11 protein-coding genes, 2 tRNA genes and 1 pseudogene are annotated in these 19,248 nt (G+C 67.3%); 8 read left to right on the top strand and 6 right to left on the bottom strand.

Translation table 11 applies throughout. The features are described 5' to 3' along the window. Positions 1-3: 3 nt before the first annotated feature. Positions 4-795, top strand: coding sequence for a LytR/AlgR family response regulator transcription factor (locus FHS02_RS28225; RefSeq protein WP_137313997.1), 792 nt, complete (start codon positions 4-6; stop codon positions 793-795). Positions 796-856: 61 nt separating this feature from the next. Here the strand turns inward: FHS02_RS28225 and FHS02_RS28220 are convergent, their stop codons facing one another. After that, positions 857-3,532 (bottom strand): S8 family serine peptidase, encoded by a 2,676-nt coding sequence (locus FHS02_RS28220; protein ID WP_137313996.1) that lies wholly within the window; start codon positions 3,530-3,532, stop codon positions 857-859. A 214-nt stretch (positions 3,533-3,746) separates the two neighbouring features. Here FHS02_RS28220 and FHS02_RS28215 point away from each other — a divergent pair. The 3 genes from FHS02_RS28215 (at position 3,747) to FHS02_RS28205 (ending at position 6,484) form a co-directional block, all read left to right on the top strand. After that, positions 3,747-3,822, top strand: a tRNA-Asn gene (locus FHS02_RS28215). Positions 3,823-4,005: 183 nt separating this feature from the next. Next, positions 4,006-6,240 (top strand): TonB-dependent receptor, encoded by a 2,235-nt coding sequence (locus tag FHS02_RS28210; RefSeq protein WP_137313995.1) that lies wholly within the window; start codon positions 4,006-4,008, stop codon positions 6,238-6,240. 168 nt (positions 6,241-6,408) lie between these two features. Continuing rightward, a tRNA-Asn gene (locus FHS02_RS28205) sits at positions 6,409-6,484 on the top strand. A 56-nt stretch (positions 6,485-6,540) separates the two neighbouring features. Here FHS02_RS28205 and FHS02_RS28200 read toward each other — a convergent pair. Together FHS02_RS28200 and FHS02_RS28195 are read right to left on the bottom strand one after the other, a co-directional pair. Beyond that, positions 6,541-7,101, bottom strand: a complete 561-nt coding sequence (locus tag FHS02_RS28200) for a type 1 glutamine amidotransferase domain-containing protein (protein WP_137313994.1) — start codon at positions 7,099-7,101, stop codon at positions 6,541-6,543. Between the two features lie 88 nt (positions 7,102-7,189). Then, positions 7,190-7,861: a hypothetical protein gene (locus FHS02_RS28195; RefSeq protein WP_137313993.1), complete on the bottom strand. Its 672-nt coding sequence runs from the start codon at positions 7,859-7,861 to the stop codon at positions 7,190-7,192. A gap of 121 nt (positions 7,862-7,982) precedes the next feature. Between FHS02_RS28195 and FHS02_RS28190 the strand changes: the two genes are divergently transcribed. The 4 genes and pseudogenes from FHS02_RS28190 (at position 7,983) to FHS02_RS28175 (ending at position 13,721) form a co-directional block, all read left to right on the top strand. Continuing rightward, the gene (locus tag FHS02_RS28190) at positions 7,983-8,813 is read left to right on the top strand and encodes a M15 family metallopeptidase (RefSeq protein WP_137313992.1); all 831 of its coding nucleotides are present in this window, start codon (positions 7,983-7,985) and stop codon (positions 8,811-8,813) included. Between the two features lie 74 nt (positions 8,814-8,887). Then, a pseudogene (tssM, locus tag FHS02_RS28185) lies at positions 8,888-11,257 on the top strand (type VI secretion system membrane subunit TssM); the annotation flags it as partial. 186 nt (positions 11,258-11,443) lie between these two features. Beyond that, complete coding sequence (locus tag FHS02_RS32005) at positions 11,444-13,066, top strand: methyl-accepting chemotaxis protein (protein ID WP_137313990.1); 1,623 nt, start codon at positions 11,444-11,446, stop codon at positions 13,064-13,066. Between the two features lie 31 nt (positions 13,067-13,097). Further along, the gene (locus FHS02_RS28175) at positions 13,098-13,721 is read left to right on the top strand and encodes a tRNA-uridine aminocarboxypropyltransferase (protein WP_137313989.1); all 624 of its coding nucleotides are present in this window, start codon (positions 13,098-13,100) and stop codon (positions 13,719-13,721) included. Positions 13,722-13,741: 20 nt separating this feature from the next. Here FHS02_RS28175 and FHS02_RS28170 read toward each other — a convergent pair whose 3' ends face one another. From FHS02_RS28170 to FHS02_RS28160, 3 genes are read right to left on the bottom strand one after another with little or no spacing between them, the layout of a single operon-like run. Beyond that, positions 13,742-16,567: an Hsp70 family protein gene (locus FHS02_RS28170; RefSeq protein WP_137313988.1), complete on the bottom strand. Its 2,826-nt coding sequence runs from the start codon at positions 16,565-16,567 to the stop codon at positions 13,742-13,744. Beyond that, positions 16,564-18,426 carry an Hsp70 family protein gene (locus FHS02_RS28165; protein WP_137313987.1) on the bottom strand — a complete coding sequence of 621 codons (1,863 nt, stop codon included), beginning with the start codon at positions 18,424-18,426 and terminating at the stop codon, positions 16,564-16,566. Before FHS02_RS28165 ends, FHS02_RS28170 begins: the two co-directional genes overlap by 4 nt. Next, positions 18,423-19,010: a DUF2760 domain-containing protein gene (locus FHS02_RS28160; protein WP_137313986.1), complete on the bottom strand. Its 588-nt coding sequence runs from the start codon at positions 19,008-19,010 to the stop codon at positions 18,423-18,425. Before FHS02_RS28160 ends, FHS02_RS28165 begins: the two co-directional genes overlap by 4 nt. Between the last annotated feature and the right edge of the window lie 238 nt (positions 19,011-19,248).

Here is a 19,248-nt window from a genome sequence, read left to right as displayed (position 1 = left end):
GCCATGACGACTGCCCTGATTGCCGAAGACGAACCGATCCTCGCCGCCACGCTGGCAGCCAGCCTGAAACGGCTATGGCCCGGCCTGGAGATCGTGGCCACGTGCCCGCACGGCGTGGCCGCGCTGGCCGAGGCGCTGGCGCGCCAGCCGGATGTGCTGTTCCTCGACATCAAGATGCCGGGCAAGACGGGACTGGAAGTGGCGGAAGAGCTGGCCGAGCAATGGCCAGCCGGCAAGCCGTTCCCGCAGATCGTGTTCGTCACCGCTTACGACGAGTATGCGGTGCAGGCTTTCGACAATGCCGCCGCCGATTACGTGCTGAAGCCGGTCAGCGACGAGCGGCTCGGCCGCACCGTGCAGCGCCTGCGCCAGCGCCTGGAAGCGCAGCCCGGTGGCGGCATGGAGGCATTGCTGGCGCAACTGCGGGCGGTCGCGCAGTTCCAGCCGCAGCCGGCGCAGGCGCCCGTCGAGCGGCTGACGGTGATCCGCGCCGCCGTCGGCAACCAGGTGAAAATGATTCCGGTGGCCGATGTGATCTATTTCGAAGCGACCGACAAGTACGTCAACGTGGTCACGGCGGAAGGGGAAGCGCTGATCCGCACCAGCCTGAAGGAGCTGCTGCCGCAGCTGGACGACCGGCAGTTCTGGCAGGTGCACCGGGGCACGATCGTCAATGCGTCCTGCGTACTCAGCGCGGTCAAGGATGAGGCCGGCAAGCTTGCACTGAACATGAAGCGCCGGCCGGAAAAAGTGCGCGTCAGCCCGCTGTACGCGCACCTGTTCCGGCAGATGTGACTTGCGGCGACAGATGTGATGTGCGGCGGCACTGCGCCCCCGCACGGCGCTCGCCGGCGCGCTATCGCACGACGTACACCATGCCCGCGCCGCCCACGGCCATGCCCTGGCTATTGAGCTGGGCCACGCCGAGCATGAACTGCTGGCCGCCTTCGGCCGAGGCGGGAATCGTGGTACGCAGGGCCAGCGGGTAGACGATGCCGGGCGCCTTGTCCATTGTCACACGCACCAGCGGACTGGTAATGTCCACATAGCGCTGGCCGTTGCGCACTACCACGTCGCCGCCCTGCACGGTCACGTTGCCCGGCTTGTGCGCCTTGTTGCACTCGAACTTGGAGCCCTTGCCCAGCGTGAGGATACCGGCGCAGCAGCCGAAGCGGGTTTTCACCCGCGTTTCCTCGAGGAAGACCAGGCCGTCGCAGCCGCCATCGTCCGGCTGGTCGCCGGCGCCGGCCTGGTTGAGGAAATCGACCGCGGGGAAAGCGCTGCCGGGTTCGTCGAGCGAGAGCGTGACCGGCATCCCGGCCGGCAGTCGGCTGCGGTCGATCTGCAGCGTCATCCGGCTTTCCAGGTTGAAGCGGTTGCCGGCGATGAAGTGGAACGCGGCCGGCGCGCCGGCCAGCACGTCGATGACGGACAGGTTGCGCTGCGCCAGGTTGTTGCGCAGCGCGCTGATCGGGTCGCCGGTCAGCGGCGCCGTGGCGAACGCATAGTCGTTGTCGGCATTGACCACCGCCACCAGGCAGCCGTGCCAGCCGTTGCCGGCCTGCCAGCCATACAGCGTTTCGGTCTGCGGCGCTTCGATGCGGAACTTGGCGATCACGGAAGTGCCGGGCGCCACGGTGCCGAAGCTGGTGGTGATGCCGGTCGGGGCGACGTGCATCGCATCGGTCAGCGTCCAGTCCTGCGGGTAGACGAACTGGGTGCCGACGAACGGCGTGATGCGGGCGCCGACGGTGACGTTGCGGGCTTCCCGCGCGCCATTGTTCGTCACGCGCACGTAGATGTAGTTGGCCTGGCCCCGTTCCACGTTCTTCGATTGCAGCGGGTCGCTGGGCTGGAACACGTTGTCGTCCATGATGCGCACGACGACGTCCGAGAAATCCCAGAAATTGCCGCCGGTGAAGGGCTCGTCGCCGGTATCGGAGGGCGCGTCCTTGATCATCACATCCGCCTCGTCGAGCGCGCGGAACACGTTGATGCGGCCGTAGCCCATTTCCTGGTTCCAGCTGCCGTTGGGCCGTCCGAGCGTGTCGGCATAGGCCACCGCGCCGACCTTCTGCGCGGTGCGTTCGATGTGGGCGCGCACCTGGACATTGGTCAGCGCGGGATAGGCGCTGCGGATCAATGCGGCCAGGCCGGCCACGTGCGGCGTCGCGGACGAGGTGCCGTTGAACACCAGGTCGTAGTCGCCGGCGGTGCCGGCGCCAGTGTTGTAGCCACCGGTGCCCTGGATATCCGTGGTGGGGATGTGCACGCCGGGCGAGACGACGGAAATCTGCGGGCCGAAGTTCGAGCCCCAGTTTTCACCGTCGGGCGAGAGCGGCGTCTTGCGGTTGTCGATTTCATCGGATGCGCCGACCGCGATCACCAGCGGGTTGGTGGCGGGGTAGGTGATCGGGCCGTTGTAGTTGTGCGTGGCCACGCACATCACCACGTCGTTGTTGAAGGCATTCTGGATCGCCGGGTCGATGATCGCCGCGCTCCAGGCGTTCCAGCCGAAGCTCATGCTGATCACGCTGGCACCGTTGGCGGTGGCGAAGTTGATGCCGGCGGCCACTTCCACATCGGTCCAGGCATCGAACGCCACCGGCAGGATGCGCGCATTGCCGGCCACGCCGGTCACGCCGGTGCCGTTGTCATAGGTGGCCGCGACGATGCCGGCGCAGGCGGTGCCGTGGTTGCCCGTGGGCGCGCCGTCCGGCAGCATCGTGCCCAGGTTGATGCCCGGCGCGGAAAAGCGCAGGTCCGGATGGGTCAGGTCGCAACCCTCGTCGAGCACGCAGACCACCACGGTCGACACGCCGGTGGTGATGTCCCAGCCGGTGGTGCCCGGGCCGCCGGCCTCGATGCGCGTCATGTCCCACTGCTGTGCGAACAGCGTATCGTTGGGGGCGATCGAAGTGGGCGTCAGCAGCGGCATCGTCTCGAACTGGAAATCCACCAGGCCGGCATTCGGTGACTGGCGCACGCGTTCACGCAGTTCATAGGCGTTGACGTCCTGCGGATTGGCGATCCTGAAGTAGCGGTAGCCGTTCAGGTAGCGCGATTTTTCCGGCACTTCGTTCAGGATCGGCTCCTTGCCCTCCGCGCTGGCCAGGCCGTTGGGCAGGGGAGCGCCCGCCGGATCCTGGCCGCGCCCGTCGCGCAGCTTGATCACGCCGACGTCCGGCAACGGCGTCATCAGGCCGCGCCGCCCTTCCTGGCCCGCCATGCGGTACACGGGGCCGATCCATTCCAGGCCCACCGCCGCGCCGGCCTGCGTGATCGCCTGCAGCCGCTCGTCGTTCAGCGGGCGCCGTGCCTGCGCCCAGTAGCGCGTTTTCGTATGATTGACCCGTTCGCCGGGGATGTTGGCACGCTCCGCTTCGTCTTCCAGGAACATGTCGAAGCCGTGCAGGAACTTTTCAACGTCGGCCCTGTCGCGCGGTGCCTTCAATGCCAGCAGGAGACGGCCGGGGTCCAGCGCCAGCGGGGCGCCAGAGGCATGCGACAGTATTTGGGGAAATTTGCTCATGATTCTTCCTTGGGTAATCCTCGTTGTTTCGGAGGTCCCTCGGCCGGGGGATGTTGCCGCCCTTGCAGACGGTACGACCCAGTCTACGCGCTGCAATCGCACATGCTAGTCGCAGTATGTCGTTCCTTTGCCGCCGCTTTGAGACAGTTCGAGACACCATGCGGAAAAATAGTGTTGTCGACTTTGCCTGGCGCCGCTATAATGCGGCCTCTTTTCCCTGATAGCTCAGTCGGTAGAGCGACGGACTGTTAATCCGCAGGTCCCTGGTTCGAGTCCAGGTCGGGGAGCCAGAATTTCAAAAGCCGCGTTTATCGCGGCTTTTTGTTATCCGCGACAATGACAGAATTACAGGTAGTTGGCAGTGCGTACATACAGAGACGGAGCCGGGCCGTTGGGCATCCGCACGAGGACGTTAAAAATCCGGAGACAGCGTTGACCACCTTTGCAGCATTATTTTTAACCCAGGAAGGCAAATGATGAAACTGTCCAAGATGCACAAGCGTCTCCTCGCGCTGACGGCCGTGCTGCCGATGGCCGCCATGGCCCAGGACGCTACCCAGGCAAACACCGAACAAACCACCCAGCAGGCTGCCCAGCAGCCGGTCGCCAGCGGCCAGCTGGAAACGGTGACCGTCACGGCCCAGCGCCGCGCCGAGAACATCAAGGAAGTGCCGGTATCGGTATCGATGCTGCAGCACGAAAAGCTCGACGTGATCCTGTCCGGCGGCCAGGACGTGCGCGTCCTCGCCGGCAAGACGCCCAGCCTGAACGTGGAATCGTCGACGGGCCGCGTGTTCCCGCGCTTCTACATCCGCGGCTACGGCAATGCCGACTTCTCGATCTTCGCCTCGCAGCCCGTGTCGCTGATCTATGACGACGTGGTGCAGGAAAACCCGATCCTGAAGGGTTATCCGATGTTCGACCTGGCCAACGTGGAAGTGCTGCGCGGCCCGCAGGGCACGCTGTTCGGCCGCAACACCCCGGCGGGCGTGGTGAAGTTCGAATCCGCCAAGCCGAGCCTGAAGGGCGTGGAAGGCTACTACAACTTCTCCGTGGCCTCGCACGGCACTACCAACGTGGAAGGCGCCGCCAACATTCCGCTGTCGAACGAGTGGGCACTGCGCGTTTCCACCCTGCGCCAGCACCGCGACGACTACGTGGCCAATGGCTTCACCGACGGCCGCGATTCGCTGGACGGCTACAACGAGCACGCCGAACGCGTGCAGCTGCTGTACCAGCCGAATGGCACGTTCAACGCGCTGTTCAACGTGCACCAGCGCACCACGACGGGCAATTCGCGCCTGTTCCAGGCCAACATCATCAAGAAGGGCAGCAACCAGCTGGTCGACAACTACGATGAAGGCATGGTGTTCACCAACGGCCAGAACTACCAGAACCTGACCACGCGCGGCGGCAACGTACGCCTGTCGTGGGACCTGGGCGCGGTGAAGCTGTACTCCGTGACCGGCTACGAGTCGATCGCCGAGTACAACAGCCGCGGCGACATCGACGGCGGCAATCCGGTCTACGGCCCGGGCGTGGTGCCGTTCCAGGTGGAGACGGCATCCGTGCTGCCGGACCTGAAGCAGTACACGCAGGAATTCCGCATCGAATCGAAGAAGGCCGGCCCGATGAGCTGGCAGGCTGGCGTGTACTACTTCGATGAAGACGCCACCGGTGGCAGCGACAACTTCAACACCGCCGGCGCGCGCACCAGCCGCGTGATCAGCAACCAGCGCAACAAGGCCTGGGCGGCATTCGGTTCCGTGAACTACGCGGTGACCGATGCGCTGACCGTGCGCGGCGGCCTGCGCTACACCAACGACAAGAAGGACTTCCGCACGATCGAAGCGACCGGCACGACGCTGCAGGGTCCGGCCACGATCAACGCTGAACGCCACAAGACCAACTGGGATCTGTCGGCAACGTATGCGATCAATCCGGACGTGTCGGCCTACGCCCGCGTGGCGACGGGCTTCCGCGCTCCATCGATCGGCGCGCCTTCGGCTTCCGGCCCGGCCACGATCGCCGATGCGGAAACCATCACGTCGTATGAAGCCGGCATCAAGGCCGACCTGCTGAACCGCCGCGCCCGCGCTTCGCTGTCGATCTTCGACTATGACGTGAAGGACCAGCAGCTGACGGTGGTAGGCGGCAATTCCAACGTGACCGCGCTGATCAACGCCGAGAAGACCAAGGGCCGCGGCATCGAAGCGGAGATCGAAGGCTTCGTCACGCCGGACTTCAAGGTATCGGCATCGACCAGCTACAACTACACGAAGATCCAGGATCCTTCGCTGTCGGTCAACAAGTGCGCCCAGTGCACGGTGGTCGACCCGATCAATGCCGCCGGCCGCGTCGTCATCGACGGCAATGCGCTGCCGCAGGCGCCGAAGTGGATCGTCAACCTGACGGCCCGCTACAACTGGCCGCTGGCCGAAGGCAACCTGTTCGTGCTGACCGACTGGTCGTACCGCAGCAAGGTCAACTTCTTCCTGTACGAGGCGAAGGAGTTCACCGGCGCACCGCTGACGGAAGGCGGCCTGCGCATTGGCTACAACTGGCAGGGCGGCAAGTATGAAGTGGCCGCGTTCGGCCGCAACATCACCGACCAGCGCCGCATCACGGGCGCCATCGACTTCAACAACCTGACCGGCTTCGTCAACGAGCCGCGGCAGTGGGGTGTGCAGTTGAAGGGTCTGTTCTAAGGCCGCCGTAAACGAGCCGTGGCGTTGTTGCGGCGCCTTGCCGTACAGATGGGTACTGTCTGCGGCGCCGCGCCTAGCCACAACTCGTTTGCGACAGCCTTAACGCTTGCTGGGAGAAATGTTTCTTCTTGCCAGCGGTCAAAGCGGCCGCTATAATACGGCCTCTTTTCCCTGATAGCTCAGTCGGTAGAGCGACGGACTGTTAATCCGCAGGTCCCTGGTTCGAGTCCAGGTCGGGGAGCCAGAATACAAAAAGCCCAGCAGCGATGCTGGGCTTTTGCATTTCCTGCGGCGTGAGCGTTAGCCAGCCAGCTGCTTCAGGATCGCCTCATTGAATGCCGGGATATCGTCCGGCTTCCGGCTGGTAACCAGCTTGCCATCCACGACCACTTGCTCATCCGTCCATTCGGCCCCTGCATTGCGCAGATCGAGCTGCAAGGTCGGCCAGCTGGTCAAGCGCTTGCCCTTCACGAGGTCGGCGTCGATCAAGGTCCACGGGCCGTGGCAGATCGCGGCGACCGGCTTGTTCTCGCGGCCGAATTCACGGATGAAGGTGATCGCTTCCGTCGACAGGCGCAGCTGGTCCGGGTTGGCCACGCCGCCGGGCAGCACCAGCGCGTCGAACTCGATGGGGCGGGCATCGCGCACATCAAGTTCCACGTCGAATTTCTGCGCCGGATCGAGGTGATCGAAGCCCTGGATCTGTTCGCCCTTTGCCTTCGGCGAAATCAGTGTCACCTTGGCGCCATGCTGTTCCAGGAACTTGCGTGGTTCCGTGTATTCGACCTGCTCGACACCGTCCGTCATCAGGATGGCGACGTTCTTGCCGTTCAGTTTGTTGCCATTGTCTTGCTGTGTCATCGTGTTCTCCCATGTGAATACGAGGGCGACAGCATGCCATGGCGCCCCGCACCGGGATGTGCGCGCACGAACGTTTCAGCAAAGGTGCCTAGTCGGCATGGCAGGCTGCGTCGCCGGCCCGGGTGGCGCAGATGCGGATCGCGCACAGCCGGCCTTCCTCGCCACCGACGCGCCGGCAGCGCTGCAGCAGGCTCGCCGCACTGTCTCCGGCGCGCGCTTCGACCACGTCATGGTCATTGGCATGGGCAACCAGGGCTGACAGCAGTGCCACGTCCGTATCGGCAGGCGTCCGCGCCGGGCGGAAGGCCTGCTCGCGCGACACCGCGAATTGCTTCACTCCAGGTTTCGGTTTCGGCTTGGGCTGCGCCATCGCCACGCGGTCGCGGCGCATCACGGCCGGGGTGACCGGCGCCGGCCCCAGCACGGCGATCAGCGATGGCGACACGGCTGGCGGCCGGGCAACGACGGGAGGCAGTACATCGTCGACGATAGCAGCCGCCGCGGCTTGCGTCATCGGTGCCGGCTCCTGTCTCGGAGGAGCGGCCTGCGCGAAGGGCGGCAGCGCTTCGTGCACGATCACGGGCGAGGGCCCGTTCGACAGCCACCAGGCCAGCAGCGCACCGATCAGTACGCCGCCAGCCACGATCAGCGCGGCACCGCGCCCCCGCGATGGCGCGGTAGTGGCGGAATATCGCGGCGTTTCCGCGGCCTTGTGTTCGAGGCTGGCCAATATGCCCCTGCCGGGTTTTGATCGATCCAAGGTCGTTCTCCAAAGCTTGATGTAGGCGGTCCTGCGCGGGGCTTTGCCTGGCTTACGATGGCAGCCCGCCCGCCGGTTAGTGTCGCGCGGAAACTTTTTGATCATGTTGACGGAGCTCACCATGTTTCTCCTTTCGATGCTGCTGTTGTTCGTGACCGCCTGCGTGGCAGGTTGGCTGCTCGTGTTCCCTGCCGGGCGGGATCTCGCAGGCGCGGCGCTGTTGCGGCTGGGCCGCGATGCCGATCGCGTCCGGCAAGGCATCAGCATGGGAGGCGTGCAGGCCCTGCTGTCCGCCGGTCGTGCGGCGCATGCCGTGCTGGCGCGGGCGGGGCGGCTGGTGCAACGGTCTCCGCTGCTGACCGTCGGCTGCGCCGCGCTGGTGCTGGTGCCGCCGCTGACGGCGCTGCTGCTGGCCGTCCGCACGTCGCTGCCCAGCGGGGCGACGCCAGCCCACGCGGTCAATGAGCAGGTGGCTGAACTGCTGCGCGGCGAACGGCTGGCGGCACCGCCCTCATTGCCACCCACCGTTTTCACCACGGCCGAAGTGACGCTGGTGCGCCCCCAGGTGGCCAGCGCCAACCGCAACTGGGATTTGCTGGACGCGGACTTCACGCAGCGGCTGCTGCTGGTGTTCAAGGTCATGCGCGACCAGTACGGCTACGAGATGGTGCTACTGGAGGGCTACCGCAGCCCGGAGCGGCAGAACCGGCTGGCCGACGCCGGCGGCCATGTCACGAACGCGCGCGCCTTCCAGAGCTGGCACCAGTTCGGCCTGGCTGGCGACTGCGCCTTCCTGCGCAACGGCAAGGTCGTGATATCGGAAAAGGATCCGTGGGCGATGCGCGGTTACGAGCTGTACGGGCAGGTGGCCGAAGCGGCCGGGCTGACGTGGGGTGGGCGCTGGAAGATGATGGATTTCGGCCACGTGGAATTGCGTGGCCGCCGCCGCTAAAGTTGCGTTCAGTCAATAAATTTCCTGGAGGATAGTGGCACCATCATCCGATCCGAAACGAACGGGTGGACATGATGCGACGAATCTGGCTGTTCCTGACGGACTCCCGTCACCTTGCGATCCTTGGCCTGGCCGCGATGGCAGGTCTTTATTATCTCGGCGCCGAGCTGATGGAGCTGGCGCTGATCTGGGTGATTGCCGCCACCTGCGCGACCGTGCTGCTCTGGCTCGCGGTGCGATGGCTGCGGCGCGCGCTGGCGGCACGCCACGCTGCCCGGATGGCACGGGCCATCGAAGAAACGTCCCGGGCGTCGGGCACGCGCGGCGACGACGACGTCGATGTGCTGCGTACCGGCTTGCTGAAAGCGATCGACACGATCCGCACGTCGAAGCTGGGCATGAAGTCCGGCAGCCGCGCGCTGTACGAACTGCCGTGGTACATGATCATCGGTAATCCGGCGGCCGGCAAGAGCAGTGCCATCGTGAACTCCGGCCTGCAGTTCCCGATCGCCGACAACAAGGTGGTGCAGGGCGTGGGCGGTACCCGCAACTGCGACTGGTTCTTCACCACCGAGGGCATCGTGCTCGATACCGCGGGCCGCTATTCGGTCGACGACGAGCACCGCGGCGAATGGCACGGCTTTCTCGACCTGCTGAAGAAGCACCGTGCGCGGGCGCCGATCAACGGCATCCTGGTCGCCGTCAGCATCGCCGAACTGCGCGGCGGCGACGCCGATGCCGGTATCCGGCTTGCGCGCGGCCTGCGCAAGCGCGTGCAGGACCTGATCGAACGGCTGCAGGTGTTCGCGCCCGTGTACGTGGTGTTCACGAAGGCCGACCTGATCGCCGGCTTCGCCGAGTTCTTCGCGCCATTCGAGCGCGCCGAGCGCGAACGTCCCTGGGGTGCCACGATGCCTTACCAGCGCAGGGCGGGAACGCAGGAAATACTGGCGTTCTTCGACAGTGCGTTCGACGAACTGCACGAGGGCCTGAAGGAAACCTGCGTCGCCAACATGTCGCTGCAGCGGCGCGACGGGCCGCCTTCCGGCATCTTCACCTTCCCGCTCGAGTTCTCGTCGCTGCGGGTGCCGCTGCGCGCTTTCCTGGCCACGCTGTTCGAGGAAAACCCGTTCCAGTTCAAGCCGGTATTCCGCGGCTTCTACTTCACCAGTGCGCTGCAGGAAGGCGTGCCTGCATCGGCGCAGTCGCACCACGTGACGCAGCGCTTCGCCCTGTCTCGCCGGCCGGAGCCGGAGCCGGCGCCGCCACAAGCCGGCGAAGTGCGCCAGGCCGGCTACTTCCTGCTCGACCTGTTCCGCAAGGTGATCTTCGAAGACCGCAACCTGGTGTCCCAGTACGCCAGCCGCGGCACGCTGCAGTTCAAGGTTGGCGCATTCATCGCGGTGGCCGTGGCGCTGGGCGTATCGCTGGCAGGGTGGAGCTGGTCCTACGTCGGCAACCGGCAGCTGCTGGCCTCCGTGCAGGGCGATCTCGACAAGGTGGTGCGCCTGCAGGACCGCCGCCTCGACCTGCAAGCGCGGCTGGAAGCGCTGGACGTGCTGCAGCGGCGCATCGAACAGCTTGAAAAATATCGCCGGGACCGGCCGTGGGCGCTGTCGTTCGGCCTGTACCAGGGCGAGCTGCTCGAGCGCAAGCTGCGCGAGGAATTCTTCGGCGGCGTGCGCGAGGTGATGGTGAAGCCGGTGGCGGCCAACCTGGAGGCGCTGCTGTACGAGATGAACGCCAGCGCCGGCCAGCTGGTTGCGCCCGCGGCGGCGTTGCAACAGCCAGCGCAGCCGCCTGTACACCAATCTGCGCGCGCTTATGCCGATGCCTCGCCGACCAATGTGGAAGATGCCTACAACGCGCTGAAGACCTACCTGATGCTGGCCGATCCCTCGCACGCCGAACGAGGCCACCTGAACGACCAGTTGACGCGCTTCTGGCGCGGCTGGCTGGAGGCCAACCGGGGCACGATGCCGCGCGAGCAGATGATCCGCAGCGCCGAGCGGCTGATGACGTTCCATCTCGCGCAAGTCGGCGACCCGTCATGGCCGCGGGTCGAGCAGAAGCTGGCGCTGGTGGACACGGCACGCGAGAACCTGCGGCGCGTGGTGCGCGGCATGCCGGCGCGCGACCGGGTGTATGCGGAGATCCGCGCCCGCGCGGCGACGCGCTTCCCGGCGATGACGGTGGGCCGCATCGTCGGCGAACAGGATGCCGCGGTAGTACAGGGAAGCCACGCGATCTCCGGCACGTTTACCCGCGAGGCCTGGGGGAAATACGTGGCCGGCGCGATCCGGGAAGTGTCGGCGAAAGAACTGCAAAGTACCGACTGGGTCCTGAAGACCGCCAGCCGCGACGACCTGACGCTGGAAGGCAGCCCGGAACAGATCGAAAAGAACCTGGTTGCCATGTATCTTGCCGACAAGGCCGCGGCATGGGCGGCGATGCCTTTGCATCAATGGCTGCGCGCCGTCGTCAAGGATCCCGGCCAGATGGCCCAGCTCGATGAGTTGCTGGGCACTGTCGCGCGGGAACCCGAGAACTGATTTCGGTTGCCGCGTTCCGCTTGCATTCTCCCTGTGTTATCGGCAGACTGGCTTGCAACGGTAATGCAGGGAGGCAATATGGGCAATCTTCGTATCGGCGCGCGGCTGGCGCTCGGCTTTGCGCTCGTGCTGGCGCTGCTGGCGGCGATGACGGTCACCGGCGTGCTGCGCATGAACGGCGCCAGCCGGCTGACCGACGAACTGGTCACCCAGCGGGTCCATAACGAGCGCCTGATGGCCGAGTGGAACAAGGTCATCGAAGTCAACGCGGCCCGCACGATCGCCGCCTTCCTGGCACCGGACGCGGCAACGCAAAAGGCCATCGAGGCGACAATGGCGGCCTCGTCGAAGCGGGCCACGGAAATCCAGGACCTGCTGGGGCGCACGCTGGCCGATGACGACTCCCGCCGCGGCCACGCCGCCGTGATGGCCGCGCGCAAGCAGTACAGCGATATCCGCAAGAACATGCTGGCGGCGAAGGTGGCCGGCGACATGGCCACCGCCCAGCGCCTCTACGCGACCGACCTGAATACGAGCCGTGAAACGTACCTGGCCGCGCTGGCAAGCTTGCTGAAAACGCAGCAGACGGCGCTCGATGCCACTGCCGCCGCCATCCACGCCAACTATGCCGCCGGCCGCAACCTGCTGGTTGCGCTGGGTATCGGCGCCACCGTGGCCGGCGTGCTGCTGGCCTGGCGGCTCACGCGCGCGATCACGGCGCCGCTGCGGCAGGCCGTGCAGGTGGCCGAGAACGTATCGTCCGGCAATCTCACCAGTGCCATCGATGCTTCGCGGGGCGACGAGACCGGTGAACTGATGCGTGCGCTGAAAAAGATGAACGGCAGCCTGCAGACCATCGTCGGCCAGGTGCGCAACGGCACCGACACGATCGCCACCGCCGCCGCGGGGATCGCCGCCGGCAACTTCGACCTGTCGTCGCGCACCGAGCAGCAGGCCAGCGCACTGCAGCAGACCGCCGCCACGATGGAGGAACTGACGTCCACCGTGCGCTCGAATGCCGACAACGCGCGCGCAGGCCGCACGCTGGCCGATGGCGCCGCCGTCCTTGCCGGCCAGGGCGGCACCGTGGTGGCCGACGTCGTGCGCACGATGGAGGACATCAACGCATCGTCGGCCCGCATCGTCGACATCATCGCCGTCATCGACGGCATCGCGTTCCAGACCAATATCCTGGCGCTCAATGCGGCCGTCGAAGCGGCGCGCGCAGGCGAGCAGGGCAGGGGATTCGCCGTCGTCGCGTCCGAAGTGCGCGCGCTGGCGGCGCGATCGGCGGCGGCGGCCAGGGAAATCAAGGAACTGATCGGCGACTCGGTACAGAAGGTGCAAGCCGGTTCCGCGCTGGTGGACCGCGCCGGCCAGGCGATGGGCGACATCGACGCGGCGATCGGCAAGGTCACGCAGATCATGAACCAGATCGCCGATGCCAGCGCGCAGCAGCAGGACGGCATCGAGCAGGTCAACACGGCGATCACGCAGATGGACCAGGTGACGCAGCAGAACGCGGCGCTGGTCGAACAGGCCGCCGCCGCCGCGGCGGCGATGCAGGAGCAGGCCGAGCGGCTGGCCGACGCGGTGGCCGTGTTCCGGCTCGATACGGCACCGCCGTCGCGCCGCCGCGAAGATCACGGCAGCGGTGAAGACCACCGTGGCGGGAGCCGGCCCATCGCGCTGCCCGCCTGAAGATGGTTGCAAGCCCGGCTACAATGCGCGGATGACGAAGAAACGGGCCGAATGCCCCACCTGCCTGCGTGCCGCCAGTGCCTGCATCTGCCACTGGATACGCCCGGTCGACAGCCGCACGGCGTTGCTGATCCTGCAGCATCCGATGGAAACCATGAACGCCAAGAACAGCGCGCGGCTGCTGCACCTGTGCCTGCCCGGCAGCACGCTCGCCGTCGGCGAGACTTTCGACAGCCTGGATGAACGATTGAGCGGGCCGCGCCGGCCCGTGCTGCTGTATCCCGACACGCCGGGCGACCGTTCGCTCGGCATTCCGGCGCCGCCGCCATACCGGCCGGAAGAGGCGGAGCAGGTGCTGCTGGTCGTGCTCGACGCCACGTGGCGCAAGAGCCGCAAGATGCTGTACCTGAACCCGGCGCTGCAGGCGCTGCCCCGGCTGGCGTTGCACGATGTGCCGGCCTCGCATTACCTGATCCGCAAGGCGCACGCGCCGGGCCAGCTGTCGACGCTGGAGGCAACGGCGTATGCGCTGGCCCGGCTGGAAGGCGACCCGTCGCGCTTCGCGCCGCTGATCGACGCGTTCGACGGCTTCGTCGGCCAGCAGCAGATGCTGGCCGCGCAGCGCGGCCAGCCAGGGCTGGCACAGGTCAGCTGATCGGTTTCAGCTGCTCAGTTTCAGCTGATCAGCTTCAGCCCCGGCGGCAGCGCGTCGCCGAACATGCGCTGCTCGCTGGCCTGGTCCAGTTCGACGACGTCGCGCACCATCGCGCTCCACGTCGGCGGTGCGCCCACGCCGGTCAGCCGGCGCAGTATTTCCTCGCGCAGGGCGGGATTGATGTCGCGCGACCGGTCGCCGGTCATGCGCGCCAGGTGCGCGGCGGCGAAGCCGGCCGGCTCGATCTTCTTCCAGTCCAGTTTCAGGATCGCGCCCAGCCAGCCTTCCACCGACGCCACCGGCGCCACTTCGTGTGCGCTGCCATGGAACGGCTTGCGTGCGCCCACCCGGCCCAGCGCCCACAGGTAGCGGGTAAAGCTGGCGGCCGCCTTCGCGTCGAATTTCGGGCCCGATGCGGGCAGCTTGCCGATCGTGCCTACCATCCAGTCGCCGATCTCCGCCTTGTAGGCGGCCGGGATGCGTTCCAGCGAAGCGCCGAGGCGCAGCATGTCTTCCTCGCTGCCGTCGACCAGTGTGGCGGGACGGGTACCCCGCTCGGCGGCAGTGGCCTGCAGGTTGAACGCGAAGTCGTCCAGCAGGCGCAGCTGCATGTCGGTGGACAGGCCGCCGGCCACGCGGCGCCACAGCGTCCACCATTCGGCGCGCACCTGGCTGTCCTTGAAATACTGGGCGCCGCTGCCGAACAGCGCCCACAGCTGGCCGATGCGCCAGTCGTCCAGCGGCGCGCCGAAGCCCGGCCGCAGGCACCAGCCGGCCAGGTTGAGCCACACGCGCTCGTGCTCGGCCGAACGGCGCCGGCCCTTGGCGCGCGCCATCAGCGCATCGAACAGGTGCCGTAGCAGCGCGGTCGGCCAGCGCTCGCGGCTGCCCAGCAGTTGCTCGAGCTGGCCGCGCAACTGGCGTACGTCCTTGCTCTCCACCGGCAGCACGCGGGCGCCGAAGATGCGCTCGATCTTCTCGACGGCATCGGCGAAGCGCGGCGGCGGCGCGTTGTCCTGCGGCTCCGCCGCCTGCTCCTCCTCGCCGCGCAGCTGGAACTCCAGCAGCCAGCGCCGGCCGCTCGCCGCTTCCACGCAATGCACTTCCAGCGTGCCGACTTCGGACAGCGCCGCCGCCAGCCGCACGGGGATCTCCTTCGGCATCTTCGTGTCGTCGGTCTTCAGCACCGTGGAGATCGCCGGCAGCGCCACGTAGTCGGCCGGATCGAGGTCGGCCAGGTCGCCGGCGCCGTGGCGCAGGTCGGTCACGGTGGAGACCAGGTGAAAGCGCACCGGGCGGCCGACGCGCAGGCCGAACGTGCGGTCGGCCAGCGTCACCTCGCTGCCCGGCTGGGCGCCGCGCGGCAGGATGCAGACGGCGCGGCGCTTCACGCCCGGCGCCTTGTCCGCATCGAGCAGCAGGTAGTAGGCGCGCGCGGAACCGCCGGCAATCGACGGCGCCATGCCCTGCCGCGACAGCGAATACGCGACACCGCCGCGCGCCACGGCCACGTCCGGGTTGTCGTTGTGCAGTACCTTGACCGGCCCCAGTTGCTGCAGGCCGCGCCAGCCGTCCAGCGTGGCGGCCAGCCGCTGCGCCAGCGCATCGGCACGGAACACGCCGCCGTTCAGCAGCAGCGTGTCCGGCACCGGGAACGTGGTGTCGTCGGCAATGCCCAGCGCGGCCCGCGCGGCCTGCCCATGCTGGCGCAGGAAGCTGGCGAGATGCCGCGTGACGGCGGCATCGCTGGCATACGGCAGCCCGAACTCGACGATGGCGCCACGCGCGCGGCGCGCATCGGCCTGCTCCTGGTTCAGCGGGAAAAAGCCTTCGACGACGATCTGCGCCACGTCGGCCCGGGTCAGCGTCACCGAGCGGCTGCCGCCGATCAGCTTCGAACCGCTGCCGAGCAGCGTGACGTTGGCCTGTTCCGGACCGCCCGCCGCCAGCAACTGCTCCTTCGCAGCGCGGCAGCGTTCCGTCAGCTGCGCCAGCCGTCCCGCGGACAGCCGCTGCTGGCTGTCCGGCGGCGCCAGGCGCGATTCGGCCAGGTGCGCCAGGGCCAGGTCCATGTTGTCGCCGCCGAGGATCAGGTGGTTGCCCACGCCGATCCGTTCCAGCACCGGCTCGCCGTTCGCTACCCGGACCTGCACCAGCGAGAAATCGGTGGTGCCGCCGCCCACGTCGGCCACCAGTGCCAGCCGCGTGTCCGCCAGTTCGGCGGCCAGCGTGGCGCGGTGGCGGTACAGCCAGTCGTACAGCGCCGCCTGCGGCTCCTCCAGCAGGCGCACGCCATGCAGGCCGGCCAGCTTGGCCGCCTCCAGCGTCAGCGCGCGCGCACCTTCGTCAAACGATGCGGGGACCGTCAGCACGATGCGCTGGTCTTCCAGCAAATGATCGGGGAAACGGGCATTCCAGGCGCCGCGCAGGTGCGCCAGGTAGCTGGCGCTGGCGGCCACCGGGGAAACTTTCGGCACTCCGTCGGGAGCGCCCCATGGCAGGATCGGCGCCGTGCGGTCGACGCCCGGGTGCGACAGCCAGCTTTTCGCGCTGGCCACATAGCGCCCCGTGACCTGCGCGCCGAGCGTGCGGGCCAGGCGCCCGACCACGAACCGCTCGACGCCGGCCACGTCGGCCTGCAGCCATGGCAGCTGCAGTTCGGCCGGACCCAGTTCGCCTTCGGCGGGGTGATAGCGGCTCGACGGCAGCAGCAGCGCGCCGTGCACTTCGCCCGGCGCGGTCAGCTGGTCGATATCGAGCAGTTGCACTTCGCTGGCGCCGGGCGCGGCGTAGGCCAGCACCGTATTGGTGGTGCCGAGGTCGATGCTGACCAGGTAAGGTGTCATTGCCCCTCGGCGGTGCCCCGCACGTCGAATTCCACTTTCCAGCGCTGGCCGTCATCGGCCACCGCCAGCAGTTCCAGCGTGCCCGCCTCGGTGGCGTGCGCATGCAGGCGCACCTGCACCACGTCGCCCGGCCGGCGGCCTTCCGGCGACAGCTCGGCCTGGATCTCGTTCAGCTCCACCAGTTCGTCCGGTGCCCAGAAATCGAGCACGGTGCCGATCGTGTCCTGCCGGCGGGTGGAGGAACCGAAGAAGCGGAACTGCACCGGCTCGCCGACGACGAGGCCGAATTCCTGCCCCGGCAATTCCAGCTCGCTGCCTTCTTCCATGCCGAACGGCGCCACGCACAGCGCCTGGATTGGCGGTTCCATGCCGGGAATGGCCGGCATCGACGATTCCACGGCCACGTAGTACGAACGGGCCGTGCCGCCGCGGATGCGCACGCCGGTGCCGCGCCGCACGTAGCTGTAGTACGCCGCGCCGCGGGCGACGGCCAGGTCCAGGTCCGCGCCGCCCAGCATGCGCGCGGCTTCGGCGCCTTCCATGTACAGCCAGTCGTTGATGGTGTCCATCACGCGCTGGGCCAGCAGCGCCGACTTGAACACGCCGCCGTTGAACAGCACGGCGCTCGGGTGCAGGAACGAATGGTCCGGGTTCTGGCGCTCGGCGAAGCCGGGGACGTCGGCCGTCGCACCCTTCTGGCGGCCCAGGAAGGCGGCCAGGTGGCGCGTGATCGCCGCATCCTGCGCATACGGCAGGCCCAGTTGCGTCAGGCCGGCGCGGGTGCGCACGGCCGGGCGGGCGGTCGCTTCCACTTTCGGGAAGAAGCCGTCGGTGATGAACGTCGTCACTTCATCGCGGGTCAGCTCGGTGCGGATCGAGCCGCCGATCAGCTTCGAGCCGCGGCTCGGCACCACGATCGGCCAGCTGTCGGCGCTGGCGTCGGCCAGCAGGTTTTCCTTGGCGGCGCGGCAGCCGTAGGTCAGCGCGCGCAGTTGCCACGGGTCGAGCTGCGTGCCGTTCGCGGACAGCTTGCGCGCCACCAGGTGGGCCAGCGCCAGGTCCATGTTGTCGCCGCCCAGCAGGATGTGGTCGCCCACGGCCACGCGGTGCGGTTCCAGCACGCCGTCGCGCTCGGCGATGGCGATCAGCGAAAAGTCGCTGGTGCCGCCGCCCACGTCGACGACGAGGATGATGTCGCCGGGCTTGACTTCCTTGCGCCAGCGGCCTTCGCTGCCCTGGATCCAGCTGTACAGCGCGGCCTGCGGTTCTTCCAGCAGGGTCACGGCATCATAGCCCGCGGCCCGGGCCGCCTCGGCGGTCAGCTCGCGCGCGGCCGGGTCGAAGGAGGCGGGAATCGTCACCGTCACGGCCTGTTCGCCGAACGGCGCATCCGGGTGCGCGGCATTCCACGCCTGGCGCAGGTGGGACAGGTAGCGGGTGGACGCTTCCAGCGGCGAGACGCGCGCGACTTCTTCCGGCGCGTCGTTCGGCAGGATCGCGGCGCGGCGGTCCACGCCGGGGTGGCACAGCCAGCTCTTCGCGCTCGACACGAGGCGGATCGGCGTGGTGGCACCGCGGCTGCGCGCCATTTCGCCGGCGACCGAAGTCTCCCCCTCGGTGCTCCATGGCAGCGCGAGCTCGCCGGGCGGCACTTCATCCGGATGCGGCAGGTACAGGAAAGACGGCAGCAGCGGCAGCTCTTCGACCGTGCCGGGCGCCGTCAGCTGCGGCACGCCCAGTACGGTTTGCTGGGTCTTTTCGCCATCGCTGGCAGCCAGGTCCACATACGACAGCGCGCTGTGCGTGGTGCCCAGGTCGATGCCGATCGCAAAACGTGGCGCGTTGTTTTCGCCGCTCACAGTTCCACCTCCGCCGGTGCCAGGATCTTCGCATCGTGGGCCTCGGCCAGCTTCGGCAGGCGCACCGCCGTGGCACGCCAGCCGCGGTGGCTCAGCGTACCCTTGAACGGGGGCTTGCCGACCACGTTGCCGGTCAGGCGCACGGCGCCCGCATCGAAGCCTTCTTCCAGCGTCACGCGGCTGCCTTCGGCTTCGGTGCGCGCCGGCTCGATCGTGAAGTGTTCCTTGAGTACCTTGCTGCAGCCTTCGTGCACCACGCGGGCCGCGGCGCCGATGTCGGCATCCGAATAGCCGGCCAGGTTTTCCTGCGTGAAATCGATCAGGCGCGCTTCGCGCTGCAGCAGCGACAGCAATTGCAGGGCCGCATCGGGGGTTGCTTCGCGCAGCGGCGGTGCGACCGGCGCGGAAACCGGGGCAGGGGCGGGTGCTGGAGCAGGAGCCGGTGCGGGAGCCGGTGGCGCGGCAACCGGGCCGATCTGGTCGTTCTGGTAACGGCCGGCGAATTCGGCGTCGCCCAGCGTCTTGAAGAAAGCGCTGAAGGCAAGCGGGATCCTGGCCAGGAAGGACGGATTTTTGGTAGTCATATTGCTTATGGATGGTGGGTCCGGGTCGCTCCGGACAGGCAATTGCGAATCATACCAGTTGGCGAACTGCCAAGGTGCATGTAGCGGTTGCATGCCCTTGAAGATCGGCCTAGAATACTGTATATACATACAGTCATAGCGAAACTCTGGAGCGGCCATGCACCGAGACAACTTCACCACGAAGAGCTTTACCAGGAACGACTTCACCAGGAACGACTTCACCAGGAACGATTTCCCC

Source organism: Pseudoduganella umbonata (assembly GCF_014192225.1).
Lineage (GTDB): Bacteria > Pseudomonadota > Gammaproteobacteria > Burkholderiales > Burkholderiaceae_D > Rugamonas > Rugamonas umbonata.
The sequence above is the reverse complement of the archived record's forward strand: the minus strand, read 5'-3'. Positions and strand labels throughout refer to the sequence as shown.